This window comes from Streptomyces yangpuensis (genome assembly GCF_024666385.1).
Classification (GTDB): Bacteria; Actinomycetota; Actinomycetes; order Streptomycetales; family Streptomycetaceae; genus Streptomyces; species Streptomyces yangpuensis.
In genome coordinates this window covers 2,244,615-2,258,816 of sequence record NZ_CP102514.1, presented here as the reverse complement: position 1 = coordinate 2,258,816, position 14,202 = coordinate 2,244,615, and the positions used below count along the sequence as shown (strand labels likewise).

At 74.6% G+C, this 14,202-nt stretch carries 9 protein-coding genes; 4 read left to right on the top strand and 5 right to left on the bottom strand.

Annotation, left to right across the window (positions count from 1 at the left end; genetic code table 11):
* Window positions 1-26: 26 nt before the first annotated feature.
* Entirely contained in the window at window positions 27-4,112 is a 4,086-nt protein-coding gene (locus NRK68_RS10335) for an AfsR/SARP family transcriptional regulator (protein WP_257855641.1), read from the top strand.
* A 57-nt stretch (window positions 4,113-4,169) separates the two neighbouring features.
* On the opposite strand, the gene NRK68_RS10330 is transcribed toward NRK68_RS10335, so the two are convergent.
* The 3 genes from NRK68_RS10330 to panB all read right to left on the bottom strand — a co-directional run bounded on the left by NRK68_RS10330 (window position 4,170) and on the right by panB (window position 7,012).
* Complete coding sequence (locus NRK68_RS10330; RefSeq protein ID WP_183065138.1) at window positions 4,170-5,021, bottom strand: ABC transporter permease; 852 nt, start codon at window positions 5,019-5,021, stop codon at window positions 4,170-4,172.
* Window positions 5,018-6,040, bottom strand: a complete 1,023-nt coding sequence (locus NRK68_RS10325; protein WP_183065137.1) for an ATP-binding cassette domain-containing protein — start codon at window positions 6,038-6,040, stop codon at window positions 5,018-5,020. The genes NRK68_RS10330 and NRK68_RS10325 overlap by 4 nt, the downstream gene beginning before the upstream one ends.
* Before the next feature lie 102 nt (window positions 6,041-6,142).
* Complete coding sequence (panB, locus tag NRK68_RS10320) at window positions 6,143-7,012, bottom strand: 3-methyl-2-oxobutanoate hydroxymethyltransferase (protein WP_030964292.1); 870 nt, start codon at window positions 7,010-7,012, stop codon at window positions 6,143-6,145.
* A gap of 288 nt (window positions 7,013-7,300) precedes the next feature.
* Between panB and NRK68_RS10315 the strand changes: the two genes are divergently transcribed.
* Window positions 7,301-8,329 (top strand): endonuclease/exonuclease/phosphatase family protein, encoded by a 1,029-nt coding sequence (locus NRK68_RS10315; RefSeq protein ID WP_183065136.1) that lies wholly within the window; start codon window positions 7,301-7,303, stop codon window positions 8,327-8,329.
* Between the two features lie 83 nt (window positions 8,330-8,412).
* Here NRK68_RS10315 and NRK68_RS10310 read toward each other — a convergent pair whose 3' ends face one another.
* Together NRK68_RS10310 and NRK68_RS10305 are read right to left on the bottom strand one after the other, a co-directional pair.
* Window positions 8,413-10,167, bottom strand: a complete 1,755-nt coding sequence (locus tag NRK68_RS10310) for an NAD+ synthase (RefSeq protein WP_183065135.1) — start codon at window positions 10,165-10,167, stop codon at window positions 8,413-8,415.
* A 593-nt stretch (window positions 10,168-10,760) separates the two neighbouring features.
* Window positions 10,761-11,801 (bottom strand): DUF4190 domain-containing protein, encoded by a 1,041-nt coding sequence (locus tag NRK68_RS10305; RefSeq protein ID WP_257855640.1) that lies wholly within the window; start codon window positions 11,799-11,801, stop codon window positions 10,761-10,763.
* 684 nt (window positions 11,802-12,485) lie between these two features.
* On the opposite strand from NRK68_RS10305, the gene NRK68_RS10300 reads away from it, so the two are divergent.
* Window positions 12,486-13,187 (top strand): DUF998 domain-containing protein, encoded by a 702-nt coding sequence (locus NRK68_RS10300; protein WP_257855639.1) that lies wholly within the window; start codon window positions 12,486-12,488, stop codon window positions 13,185-13,187.
* Entirely contained in the window at window positions 13,184-14,182 is a 999-nt protein-coding gene (locus NRK68_RS10295) for an alpha/beta fold hydrolase (protein WP_257855638.1), read from the top strand. Before NRK68_RS10300 ends, NRK68_RS10295 begins: the two co-directional genes overlap by 4 nt.
* Window positions 14,183-14,202 lie beyond the last annotated feature (20 nt).

Below are 14,202 nucleotides of genomic sequence, written 5' to 3'. Positions count from 1 at the left end.
GGCCGGGGTCCGGGGACAATGGGCCGGTGCGTTACGCGATTCTCGGCTCCGCCCAGGTCTTCCGCGACGACGGGACCCCCGTGGCCGTCGGCGGGGCGCGCCTGCGTGCGCTCCTGACCGCGCTCGCGCTGCGCCCGGGGCGGGTGGTGCCGGCCCGGCTGCTGGTCGACGAGGTGTGGAACGGCGACCCGCCGGCCGACGCCGTGGCCGCCCTGCAGGCGCTGGTGGCCCGGCTGCGCCGGGCGCTGGGGCACACGGCCGTGCTGTCCGCCGACGGCGGCTACCGGCTCGCCGCCGACCGCGAGGACGTCGACCTGTACCGCTTCGAGCGGCTGGCCCGGGCCGGCGCCGAGGCCCCGGACCCGGCCGAGGCCACCGCCCTGTACGAGCAGGCCCTCGCCCTGTGGCGCGGACCCGCCCTCGCGGACCTGCCCGATCCGGCCGCGGAGGCCGCGCGCTGGGAGGCCGTACGGATGGAGGCGCGCCGGGGCCGGCTCGCCGCGGCCCTGGCCCTGGGCCGGGCGGAGCACGCCCTGCCGGAGCTGACCGCGCTGTGCGCGCGGCAGCCGCTGGACGAGCCGCTCCAGGCGCTGCGGATCCGGGCCCTGCGCGACGCGGGCCGCGCCGCGGAGGCGCTGTCCGCCTACGACGACGTACGCCGGGACCTGGCCGACCGCCTCGGCACGGACCCCGGCCCGGCCCTCCGCACCCTGCACGCCGAACTCCTGGCCCCGGAGGGCTCCGGTCCGCCGACCCGGCCGCCCAGGTTCACACCCCCCGGCGGCCCGGCGGCGGGTCACAGCCCGCCCCCGGTGTCGGGCCCCGCCCAAGCCCCGGCGGCGGGTCCCGGCCCTGCCCCGGCCTCCGGCCACACCCCCACACCGGCCGTAGGCCCGGGCTCGGCCGCGGGGCACGCTCCGGCGTACGGCTCCGCCCCTGGCCCGGTCCAAGGCCCGGTCCCGGCTGCGGGGCACGCTCCGGCGTACGGCTCCGCCCCTGGCCCGGTCCAAGGCCCGGTCCCGGCCGCGGGGCACGCACCGGGCTCGGGCCACGCCCCGGCCTCCGGCTCCGCCCATGGCCAGGCTCAAGGCCCGGCCCCGGCTGCGGGGCATGGCCCGGTCCCGGCCGCGGGGCACGCTCCGGGCTCGGGCCACGCCCCGGCCTCCGGCTCCGCCCATGGCCAGGCTCAAGGCCCGGCCCCGGCTGCGGGGCACGCGCCGGCTTACGGCTCCGCCCCGGGCCCGGCCCCGGCTGCGGGCTACGCTCCGGCCCCGGGCGCGGGGCACGTACATGCTCCCGGCCACCCGGCCCACGGCCATGGCCCGGCCCACGGTCACGGCCCGGCACAGGGTCACGGCCCGGCCCACGGTCACGGTCCGGCACAGGGCTACGGCCCGGCCGCAGGCCATGGTCCGGCACAGGGTGAGGCCCCGGTCGCGGGTCATGGCACGGCCGCCGGCGGCAGCCCGGGCTCTCGGGCCGCCGGGCCGCAGGGCGGATCCGGTGCGGGCGGGAGCACCGCAGCCGCAGCCGCAGCCGCCGCGCCCGCCCCGCCCGGCCGGGGGAGCGGGAATCTGCGGGCTCGGCTGACCACCTTTGTCGGGCGCGAGGACGACATCCGCGTCATCGGTGACGACCTCGCGCGGGCACGCCTCGTCACGCTCCTCGGGCCCGGCGGCGCCGGCAAGACCCGCCTGTCCCAGGAGGCCGCCGAGGCCCACGAGCCGCACGGCCGCTGGCCCGACGGTGTGTGGCTGGTGGAACTGGCCCCCGTCGACGACCCCGAGGACGTCGCCGAGGCCACCCTCGCCGCCGTCGGGGCGCGGGAGACCAAGCTGCGCGGCGCCGCCGCCGAGGAGCTGCGGGCGCTGACCGAGCGCAACGGCGACGACCCCCTCGACCGGCTCGCCGAGCACTGCGCGCACCGCAGGCTGCTGCTCGTGCTCGACAACTGCGAGCACGTCGTCGAGGCCGCCGCCGAACTCGCCGAACGCCTCCTCACCCACTGCCCGGGCGTCCAGATCCTCGCCACCAGCCGCGAACCCCTCGGCGTGCCCGGGGAGTCGCTGCGCCCCGTCGAACCGCTGCCCGACCCGATCGCGCTGCGGCTGCTCGGCGACCGCGGGGCCGCGGCCCGTGCCGGTTTCACCGTGGACGAGGACCCGGCCGCCGCGGCCGAGATCTGCCGCCGCCTCGACGGGCTGCCCCTCGCGATCGAGCTGGCCGCGGCCCGGCTGCGGCTGCTGACGCCGCGGCAGATCGCGGACCGGCTCGACGACAGGTTCCGGCTGCTGACCAGCGGCGCCCGCACGGTGCTGCCGCGCCAGCAGACCCTGCGGGCCGTCGTGGACTGGTCCTGGGACCTCCTCGACGAGGCCGAGCGGACCGTGCTGCGCCGGCTGTCCGTCTTCGCGGGCGGCTGCGACCTCGCCGCCGCCGAAGCCGTCTGCGCCGACCCGTCCGGGGACGACGCCGCCCTGGACGTCGCCGACACCCTCGGTTCCCTCGTCGACAAGTCCCTGGTCATCGCAGCCCCCGGCCCCGGCGGCTCCGGCATGCGGTACCGCCTCCTGGAGACGGTCGCCGAGTACGCCGCCGAGCGCCTCGGCGAAGCCGAAGCCGGCGGCGACCGCGACGACACCGCCCGCCGCCACCTCGTCCACTACCGCGAACTCGCCCGGACCAGCGACCCCCTGCTGCGCGGCCACCGCCAGCGGGAGGCGGCGGATCGGCTCGCCACCGAGTACGAGAACCTCCGTACGGCCCTGCGCCGGGCCGTCACCACCCGCGACGTGGACGAGGCCCTCTGCCTCGTCCACGCCCTGGGCTGGTACTGGCACCTGCACGACCAGCGGACCGAGTCCCGGCACTGGGCGGAAGCGGTCGCGGCCCTCGGCCCCGACCCCTTCGCGGCCGTCCCCGTCGTACCCGCCGAGCCGGTGTACGGGCAGCTCGTGGACTCGCCGCCGCCCTACTGCGGCGAGGTGCTCGACGAGGCCTGGCGCGCCCTGCACCTGGTCCGGCTGGCGTCCCGGGACCAGACCAACAAGGACTGGGACGACCCCGAGGTCCGGGCCCTGGTCGACGGGGTGATCGCCACCTACCGGCCCGGGCTGCCGCAGACCTGCCGCACACCGGCCTCCCTATGGATCTACGCCGTCATGATCGCGGGCGATGCCGGGCTGCTCAAACGCGTCGTCGACGAGACCGTCGCCACCGCCCGCACGCTCGGCTACCGCTGGGAGCTCGCCTCCGCCCTCCAACTACGCGCCAACATCCTCGCCAACCGCGCCGACTGGGCCGGCGACGCCTCCCGCGACGCCGACGAGAGCCTGGAGCTCTTCCGGGAACTCGGCGACGACTGGGGCTGCGCGGAGGCGCTCTCCGCCCGCGCCGAGTCGCGGGAGCGGCGCGGCGAGTACGCCCTGGCCGCCCGCGACTACCGCGAGGCGATCGCGTACGCCGAACGCCTCGGCGCGAAGGCGCAGGTGACGGTGTTGCGCGTCCGGATGGCTGGCACGCTCACCGAGAACGGCGAGATCGCGGAGGCCGAGCGGATCCTCACCGAGATCACCGCCACGGTGCAGCGCTTCGGCAACGAGGCGATGCCCGCCGCCCGGATGTTCCTCGCGGGCATCCTCGGCCGTACCGGACGGATCGACGAGGCCCGCGTCCAGATCCGGGTGCTGCGCGAGGAGTTCGCCTTCGGCGCGTACGCGATCTTCGACGTGTTCCTGCTGGCCACGACGGCCTGGCTGGACAACCAGGACGGCCGCTACGAGGACGCCCTGCAGGGCATCCGCGACGCCACGGCCGCCTTCCGGCACCCGCTGGCGCTGATGGTCGCCCCGCACCTGCCCGCCACCTTCCTGCTGACGGCGGCCGTCTCCCTGGTGTCGCCCGGCGGTCCGCGGCGGGAGTACGACGGCGCCCGGCTGCTCGGTGCCTACCGCGCGCTGATGCCGCCCGCCCACTTCCCCGTGACGACGGAACGCGAGGACTTCGCCTTCGCCGAGAAGCAGGCGCGCTCAGCGCTCGGCGACACCGCCTACGAGGCGGCGTACGCCGAAGGCGGCGGCCTCACCCTGGAGGAGGCCACCGCCCTCGTCTGACCCGGCCCCCGGCCGGTGCCCGTCCGGGACGCGATCCGGAGTGGACCGGTCCGCGGGTCAGGTCTTCTGGCGGAACTTGCGGACCGCGAGCGGCATGGTGACCGCGGTGATGGCCAGCGACCAGAGCAGCGTCATCCACACCGAGTCGCCGACGGGGGTGCCGTTGATCAGGGCGCGGGCGGCGTCCGCCAGGTTCGACAGCGGGTTGTAGTCCGTGAAGGACTGGAGCCAGCCCGGCATCGTCGACGGCGGGGCGAAGATCGAGCTGCCGAACTGCAGCGGCATCAGGACCAGCATCGCCATGCCCTGGACGGCCTGGGCGGTCTTCATGGTGAGACCGAGCAGGATGAAGATCCACATCAGCGCGCTGCCGAAGACGGCCGACAGTCCGATGGCGAGGAACAGGTCCAGCACCGAGGACTTGATCGACAGGCCGAGCATGAAGCCCACGCCCAGCAGGATCGCGATGGCCACCATCATCCGGCCGAGCTCGACGACGATCTTGGCCAGGAGTACGGACGACCGGGCGATCGGCATGGACCGGAACCGGTCCATCACGCCCTTCTTGAAGTCGTCGTTGACGCCGGTGCCCACCGCCATCGCGATGTTCATGCCCATCATGGCCATGAGGCCCGGGACCACGTAGTTCACGTAGTCCGCCTGGTTGCCCTTGCCGGAGATCGCGCCGCCGAAGACGAACACGAACAGCAGCGTGAAGATGATCGGCATGAACAGGACGTCGAACATCGACTCCGGGTCCTGCTTGATCTGCAGGGCGTTGCGGCGCACCAGGGCGCCGATGTGCCGCAGGTTCGCCCGCAGGCCGATCCGTCCCTCACCGTGCGCGGCGGCCGGCCGGGCCGGGCCGGGCGCGGAGGGCGCGGGCTTCGTCGTGGTTACGGTGCTCATGCCGCGACCTCCTCGGTCTTCTCGGTGGGAACGGAGTCCTCGACGAGCGTGGGCTTCTGGCCGGTGATGGCCAGGAAAACCTCGTCGAGGCTGGGCAGGTAGGTGCCGAGGTCGGCGATCGCGTACCCGCGGGCGGCCAGCAGCCCGACCACGGCGGTCAGCTGCTCGTCGCTCAGGATCGGCACGAGGAGCACACCCTCGTCCGGTACGGCCTGGGAGCCGGCCACGCCGTCCAGTCCGGCCTCGGCCAGCGAGCGGGCCATGCCCGGCAGGTCCGCGGCGGACACGGGACGGATCTTCAGGGTGCGGCCGCCGACGCGGGCCTTCAGCTCGTCGACCTTGCCCTTGGCGATGACCTTGCCGCGGTCGATGACCGTCAGCTCGCTCGCCAGCTGCTCGGCCTCCTCCATGTACTGCGTGGTCAGCAGCACGGTGGCGCCCTCCGCGACCAGGCGCTGGACCTCGTCCCACACCTCGTTGCGGGTACGGGGGTCGAGACCGGTGGTCGGCTCGTCCAGGTAGATCACGGCCGGCCGGCCGATCAGCGAGGCGGCCAGGTCGAGCCGGCGCCGCATACCGCCGGAGTAGTGCATGGCGGCCTTCTTCGCCGCCTCGGTCAGGGAGAAGCGCTCCAGCATCTCGTCCGCCCGGCTGCGGGCGTCCTTGCGGGAGAGGTCGAGCAGCCGCCCGATCATGTAGAGGTTCTCCCAGCCGGAGAGCTTCTCGTCGACCGAGGCGTACTGGCCGGTCAGGCCGATGGTGCGGCGCAGCTGCCGCGGCTGGCGGACCACGTCGAATCCGGCGACGGTGGCCGTCCCCGCGTCCGGGGTGATCAGGGTGGAGAGGCACCGCACCAGCGTGGTCTTGCCGGCGCCGTTGGGCCCGAGGACCCCGAGGACCGTGCCCTCCCGGACATCCAGGTCGACACCGTCGAGGGCCTTGGTCTCGCCGTAGTGCTTGACCAGCCCCCGCACCTCCACGGCGTTGGGGTTCTTGTCGTTTCGCGTCATGTCCACCATGGGACCAGGCGCCACTGACAAAGCTCCGACAGGCGACCGACAAACGTACGACAGACATACGACAGCCCGCCGACGCGCGGTCGGCGGGCTGTCGGAGCGGTCTCAGTGGAACGCGTGCTGCTCCTGCGGGAACGTGCCGCCGACGACGTCCTCGGCGAAGGCCTTCGCCGCGTCCGTCATCGTCTCGCGGAGCTTCGCGTACTGCTTGACGAACTTGGGCATCTTCCCGCCGGTCAGGCCCATCATGTCGGTCCACACCAGGACCTGCGCGTCGCACTCCGCGCCCGCGCCGATGCCGACCGTCGGGATCTGCAGGGACCGGGTGACCTCGGCGGCCAGTTCGGCCGGGACGAGCTCCAGCACGACCGCGAACGCGCCCGCGTCCTGCGCGGCCTTCGCGTCGCGCAGCAGCCGGTGGGCGGCCTCGTCGCCGCGGCCCTGCACCCGGTAGCCCATGGCGTTGACCGACTGCGGGGTCAGACCCAGGTGGGACATGACGGGGATACCCGCCTGCACGATCAGCTCGGTCTGGGCCAGCGAACGCTCGCCGCCCTCCAGCTTCACGGCGCCCACCCCGGCCTCCTTGACCAGGCGGGTCGCGCTGCGCAGCGCCTGCACGGGGCCTTCCTGGTACGAGCCGAACGGCATGTCGCCGATGACCAGCGCACGGCTGGTGCCGCGTACGACGGCCGCCGACAGCATGGTCATGTGGTCCATCGTCACCGGGACGGTGGAGTCGAAACCGAGGTGGCAATTGCCCATCGAGTCGCCGACGAGGATGACCGGGATGCCGGACTCGTCGAAGACGGACGCGGTCATCGCGTCGTAGGCGGTGAGCATGGGCCACTTCTCGCCGCGCTCCTTGGCGAGGGTCAGGTCGCGGACGGTGATGCGCCGGGTGCCCGTGCCTCCGTACAGGGTGGGGGAGGCCGCGGCTGCGGGTTCGCGGGCAGGCGAAACGGCATGCGTCATTGCAACTGCTCCTTGTGTCATCTCGAGGCACCCTCACGGTGTCCCCGGACTCACCCACCATGGTGGCATCCCCGGGGGCGTGGGCGGAAGTGGTGCGCGGCCTCCGCCGGTCCGGGTAGGCCAATGTGCGCGTTTCGTGACAACCGGAACCCCCTGCGTACGGCCGTTCGTCCTCCCGGACGTACGACCGTGACGGACGGTCGTGATGTACGGCACGGAAGGCTCCGCTTCATCGCCTAGGGTCAAGGGGCGGGGACGGAGCGCGAGCGCGGCAGTGAGGGCAGTGGCATGGCACAGGCGTACAGGACGGAACCGGGGAACGGCGGCTCGGAGCCCGAGCCCTCCGAGTCCCGCGTCCGGCGCCGGCTGGCCGAACTGCGCAGGGATCCGGGGATCTGGCGGCGGGGGCTGGCCCTGGCGGCGGTCGCCGTACTGCTGTCGCTGGTGATGATCTTCCACGCGGAGCTGCCCAACGACGTGGGCAACCTCGGCAGCCTCACCGAGACCTTCCTGCCCTGGCTGGGCCTGGCCGTTCCGCTTCTGGTGGCCGGCGCGGTCCTGCGCCGGTCCGCGACCGCGCTGATCGCGGTGCTGCTGCCCGCGGTGGTCTGGCTGAACCTCTTCGGCGGCCTGGTCTTCGACAAGTCCGGCACCGGCGGCGACCTGGTCGTCGCCACCCACAACGTCGACGCCGACAACCCCGACCCGCGCGGCACCGCCGCGTCGGTCGCCCGCTCCGGTGCCGACGTGCTGGCCCTCACCGAACTCAAGGGCGGTGTCGTCCCCGTCTACGAGAAGGCCCTGGCGGCCACGTACAAGTACCACTCGGTCGAGGGCACCGTCGGCCTGTGGAGCAAGTACCCGCTGAGCGCCAGCGCGCCCGTCGACATCCGGATGGGCTGGACCCGGGCCATGCGGGCCACCGTCGCCACACCCCAGGGCGACGTCGCCGCCTTCGTCGCGCACCTGCCCTCGGTCCGCGTGAAGCTGAACGCCGGCTTCACCGCCAACCAGCGCGACGACAGCGCCGACGCGCTGGGCGCCGCGCTCGCCGCCGAACCCCTGAAGAAGGTCGTCCTGCTCGGCGACCTGAACGGCACCATGAACGACCGCGCCCTCTCCGAGGTCACCTCGCAGATGCGCTCCACGCAGGGCGCGGCGGGTGACGGCTTCGGCTTCAGCTGGCCGGCGCAGTTCCCGATGGCCCGCATCGACCAGATCATGGTCCGCGGGATCCGGCCCGAGGCCTCCTGGACCCTGCCCCGCACGGGCAGCGACCACCTGCCGGTCGCCGCGCGGCTGACCGTGAACAAGTAGCGGCCGTGAACGAGTAGCGCCCGCCCGCGGCGGCACGCGGGGCCCCATCGCATCAGCGGTGGGGCCCCGCGCGTGCGTGCCGCTCAGGCCCGCTCGCGCCAGCCGTTCGTGATCGGCAGCCGGCGGTCCTTGCCGAAGCCCTTCGCGGAGATCTTCGTGCCCGGCGGGTACTGGCGGCGCTTGTACTCGGCCGTGTCGACCATCCGCAGGGTCTTCGCGACCAGCTCGGCGTCGAAGCCGGCGGCCACGATCTCGTCCAGCCCCTGGTCCCGGTCCACGTACAGGGCGAGGATCGCGTCGAGGACCGGGTAGTCCGGCAGCGAGTCCGTGTCCACCTGCCCCGGGCGCAGCTCGGCGCTCGGCGGCTTCACGATCGAGTTCTCCGGGATCGGCGGGGTCTCCCCGCGCTCGGCCGCGGCCCGGTTTCGGTACCGGGCGAGCCGGAAGACGTCGCTCTTGTAGACGTCCTTGATCGGGCCGTACGCGCCCACCGAGTCGCCGTACAGGGTGGAGTAGCCGACGGCCAGCTCCGACTTGTTGCCGGGGGCCAGCACGATGTGGCCCTCCTGGTTGGAGAGGGCCATCAGCAGCGTGCCGCGCAGCCGGGACTGGAGGTTCTCCTCGGCGAGGCCGGTCAGGCCCAGCGCACCCATGTAGGCGTCGAACATCGGCTCGATCGGTACGGTCCGGAAGTTCAGGCCGGTGCGCTCGGCCAGGTCGGCCGCGTCGCCCTTGGAGTGCTCCGAGGAGTACTTCGAGGGCATCGAGACGCCGTACACGTTCTGCGCGCCGATCGCGTCGCAGGCGATGGCGGCGACGAGCGCGGAGTCGATGCCTCCGGAGAGCCCGATCAGGACGGAGCTGAATCCGTTCTTCTTCACGTACGCGCGCAGGCCCACGACCAGCGCGTCGTAGACCTCCTCGTCGTCGTCCAGCCGGTCGGCGTAACCGCCGGTCACGACCGGCTCGTACGGCTCCACCGGCTCCTCGGACAGGACGACGCGGTCGATGCGCAGCCCGTCGTCGACCACGCCCTCGGGGGCGTCGGCGCGTGCGGCGGGCAGGTCGAGGTCGATCAGGACGCAGCCCTCGGAGAACTGCGGGGCGCGGGCGATGACCTCGCCGTCGGCGCCGACGACGATCGAGTCGCCGTCGAAGACCAGCTCGTCCTGTCCGCCGATCATCGCCAGGTAGGCGAGGGTGCAGCCGGCCTCCTGGGCCCGCTTGCGCACGAGTTCGAGGCGTACGTCGTCCTTGTTGCGCTCGTACGGGGAGGCGTTGATCGAGACCAGCAGCCCGGCTCCGGCGGAGCGGGTGGCGGGGACCCGGCCGCCCTCCTGCCAGAGGTCCTCGCAGATGGCCAGGGCCACGTCGACGCCGTGCACCCGGATCACCGGCTGCGTGCCGCCGGGCACGAAGTACCGGAACTCGTCGAACACGCCGTAGTTGGGCAGGTGGTGCTTGGCGAAGCGGAGCACCACCCGGCCGCGGTGCAGGACGGCCGCCGCGTTCTCCGGGGAGCCGGCCGGGCGCCCGAGGCGGGGCGTCGCCTGCTCCGTCCGGTCGAGGTAGCCGACGACGACCGGCAGCTCGCCGAAGCCCTCGGCGGCCAGCCGCTCCGCGAGTGCGCGCAGGGCGCTGCGGGAGGCCTCGACGAAGGATGCGCGCAGCGCGAGGTCCTCGACGGGGTACCCGGTCAGCACCATCTCCGGGAACGCCACCAGGTGGGCGCCCTGCTCGGCGGAGTGCCGGGTCCAGTGGACGACCGAGTCGGCGTTCGCGGCGATGTTGCCGACGTGCGAGTCGATCTGATTCAGAGCGAGGCGTAGTTGAGGCACGGGGCCCAGTCTAATCGTCTTTCTGACGCGATGTCCTGGGTCCCGCCCCGTTTCCGGTGATCCACGGCGTGCCGGGGGCTCCCGCGAGGGCTGCGGGGGAAGTCTGGCGGGCGCTGCCGGGGCTGCCCGCGGGGCCTTGCGGGGGCCGCGGCGGACCCCTGTCGGGGAGCGCCTGCGGCCCGGCCGGGGGGCTGCTGCGGGGCCCCTGTCGGGCTTGCGGCGGGGCGCCTCGGGGAGCGCCTGCGGGTCCCCGCGAGGGCTGCCGCGAGGCCGGTCGAGCGGCCTGCCGCAGGGACGCGCGCGGGTCCCCGGCGGGTCCCCGCGGGGACGCGCGCGGGGACCCGCCGGGTGGCCGCTGTGGGGTCGTGCGCGGGCCCGGCGGGCGGCGGTTGGCTGGTACGCAGGGCCCCGCCGGGCGGCCTGCCGCGGGACGTACGCGGGCCCGCCGGGGCGGCCTGCTCCGGGTTCTACGCGGGGACCCGCCGAGCAGCCTGCTGCGGGCGTAGGCGGTCCGGTCGGGCGGCCTGCCGCGGCACGTACCCGGGCCGCCGGGCGGCGGTTGCGGGTCGTACGCGGCCCGGCGGGTGGGCGTGTCAGCCGATGGGGCCGGCGTACTTCACGTCGTCGAGCACGGTTCCGGCGGAGATGTCCGCGGTGATGCTCTTGGTGCCCTCGGGGATCTCGAACGCCACGACGCCGCTGGCGGATTCGCCCGGCAGGATCGATCCCTGCACCATCTTCGGGACGCTGCTGCCGCCGCCGCTGTCGAAGACCATCTCGGCGGTCATGCCCTTGTCGTCACGGACGTTGGGCACGGCGTAGATCACCTCGTGCGGTGCGGTCGAACCGTTGGTGATGGTGACCGTGATCTGGACCGCGTTCTTGACCTGCTCGCGCGCGATGATGCCCTTCGGCTCGTACTTCGTCGGCTTCGAGAGGCTCACCTTGACGCCGTTGGGGTAGGTGAAGGTCTCGCCGAACGGGAGCGCGCTGGTCAGTCCCGGCACCTGCGAGGGCGACGCGGACTTGGACGGCCACGGCTCGCTGCTGGGGTACGGGCCGCCCAGGTCCAGATCGTCCCCGTCGATGCCCGCCTCGATGCGGTCGGGGCCCCGGTCGAACACGGCGACGGTCAGGAAGAAGCCGCCGACGGAGGCGAGCATGCCCACCCCGCCGAGAACGGTGCCGAGGATGGCCATCGACCGGTTCGGGGCGCCCTTGTTGGCGCGCACGACGGCGCCGATGCCCAGGCCCAGGCCGGTGACGGCGAGGATGCCGCCGAGCCAGAAGAGGAGCGGGACGAGGCCCAGCACGATGCCGAAGCAGCCGACGATCAGGGCGGCGACGGCCAGGCCGTTGGTGGCCGGGGCGGTCTGCGCGTAGCCGCCGTACGGGGCGGAGCCGTAGCCGTAGCCGGGAGCGGGCGCGCCCCACGGTCCGCCGGGAGCGCCGGGAGCGCCGGGAGCGCCGGGAGCGCCGAAGGGCGCGGCCGGGGCGGTGGGGGCCGGGGGTGCGAACGCCGAGGCAGCCGGGGCGGGTTCGGCGGCGGAGGGTGCGGGGGCGGAGGCAGGCGCGTCGGCCGCCGCCGGAGCGGCGGGGGCGACGGCGGCCTCTTCGGCCTGCGCCGGTTCCACGGCCGGTTCCGGGGCCGCTTCGGGTTCCGGTTCAGGGGCCGGCTCGGGGGCAGCTTCAGGGGCCGGCTCGGCGGCGGGTGCGGCGGGGGTCTTCTGGAGCGAGAGCGGCTGGGCGGGCGCCGGTATCGGGGCCGTTTCGGGAGCGGGCGTGTCCGCCGGTTCCGTCGGCGGGCCGGCAGGGGTGCTGGGCGGGTTCGGCGGGGTGGTCATACCGGCGGAAGCGTCCTTTGTCGCGGCTGTCGTGATCACAGCAAGGGTGCCATGCCGACGGCGAACACCCTTCCGAATTCCCGTCCGCCCGGGCCGCCGCCGCTGCGGCAGGTAGCCGGTCACCGGTTCCGGAACACCGCCAGGGCGGTCCGCGGCGGCTCCGGAGCCGCTTCCCGGACCGGCCCCCGTACCGGCGGCGGGGCGGCCGGAGTGTGGTGAGCGCCACCGTGCGCGGCCGTACCGGGAGCCCGGGCCGAGGCAACGCACCGGCCCGGGGACACGTCCTCCATGGCGTGGGGCTCGGCAGGACGGCCCGGGGACAGCATGGTGACGGCACCGAGCAGCAGCGCGGCGAGCAGCAGGAGCCGGGCCCCGGGCGGCTCGCCGAGCGCTGCGCGTCATGGCCGGAACCCTACCCGGGGTGGGTATCCGATCGGAGGACCGACCCCGAGCTTGATTAGGATTAGTCACACTATGTCCCCACATGGGCTCTCTCCGCGCACCGCCTGGCCGGTCGCCCTCCTGATCGGCCTCGCCGGCACGGCCTACACCGCGTGGGTGCTCGAAGTCGTCCTCTCCACGGGCCTCAACCCCATCGAGACGTACGTCAGCGAGCTCGCCGCCCAGGACCAGCCGCTCGGCGGCCTCTTCCGGGCCACCGACTTCACCGCCGGGATGCTCGCCTTCGCCGGCGGCCTGCTGGCCCTGATACGGCTGCTGAAGTACGCGGAGTCGCGCCGCCTCTGGGCGGTCGTCGGCTGGGCGGGGGTCACCCTCTTCGGTGCGGCCACCGCCGCCGACGCCTGGCTCCCGCTGAGCTGCACGCCCACCGCGGACCCCGAATGCGCCGCCCGCGAGACCGCCGGGCTCGTCCCCGCCACCCACCAGGCACACGCCGTCAGCAGCACCCTCGCCATGACCGGGGCCCTCGTGGGCCTGGTGGCCCTGACCGTCGCGGCCCGCCGCTACGGCTGGTTCGCCCCGCTCGCCCGCTACGGCCCCGTGCTGGTCGCGCTGGAGCTGCTCGCCACCGCCTGGACCCTGTCCGCCATCGCCATGTTCACCGCCGGACGCGGCACATGGGCGCTCGGCGCCGGCCAGCGGCTCCAGGTGCTGCTGGTGGCGATCTGGCTGGGCCTCCTCGCCTACTCCGTCCACAAGGAACGCCGCACATGACCACCCCCGCCCCGCCACCCCCGGAACACCCCGGGACCGGCACCGAGGCCCAGCACGGGACCGAGTCCGGGACCGATGCCACGACCGAGGCCGGGACCGGCACGGGCACCGGGACCGGGACCGGCCGGTTCGTGCGGGTCGGCGGGGACGTGCTGCATGTCGTCGTCGAGGGCCAGGGCGCGGTGTGCGTGCTCAGTGCCGGGCTCGCCATGGCCTGGTTCGACTGGGACGCGGTCGCCGCGCTCCTGGCCGCCCGGGGCCGTACCGTCGTCCGCTTCGACCGCCCCGGCCACGGCCTCAGCGGCCCCGCCGGCGCACCGCCCACCACCGCCGGGGAGGCCCACCGGATCGCCGGGCTGCTCGACGCCCTGGGGTACGGCGGGCCCGCGGCCGCCCCCGTCACCGTCGTCGGGCACTCGATCGCCGCTTTCCACGCAGAGGGTTTCGCCCGCCTGTACCCGGAGCGCACCGCCGCCCTGGTCCTCCTCGACGGCAGCGTCGAGGAGGATCCCCGTACGGTGCTGCCCGCCGCGCTGCGCACCGGCGCGGCCCGCGCCCTCGGCCGGGCCGTCACCGCCGCCGGGCTGCCGGCCGCGCTCGGCCCGGCAGCCCGGCGCGCCACCGTACGGGCCTCCCGTACCGGCGGCGCGGACCCGGCCCCGGAGGACCTCGTACGCCGCTGCTACCGCACCGGCCGCGTCTGGCGCGGAGCCCTGCTGGAGAACTCCCGCTACCTGGACATGGCCGCGGAACTCGCCGCGCTGCGCCGGACCCGCCCGCTGACCGCCCCCGCCACCGTCCTCGCCGGCCACGACGGATCGTCCGGCCGGGGCGCGCTGCGCTGGCTGGGCCGCCAGGCGGACCTCGCCGACCTGCTGGGCGCGCGTTTCGAGGTTGCCGAGCCCGCCGGTCACCTGGTCATGCTCGACCGCCCGGACCAGGTGGCCCGGGCGGTCGTGGAAACGGGTGAGCGGGAGCGGCGGGACGCCTGCTGACAGGGCCTTGTCCCTGCGGC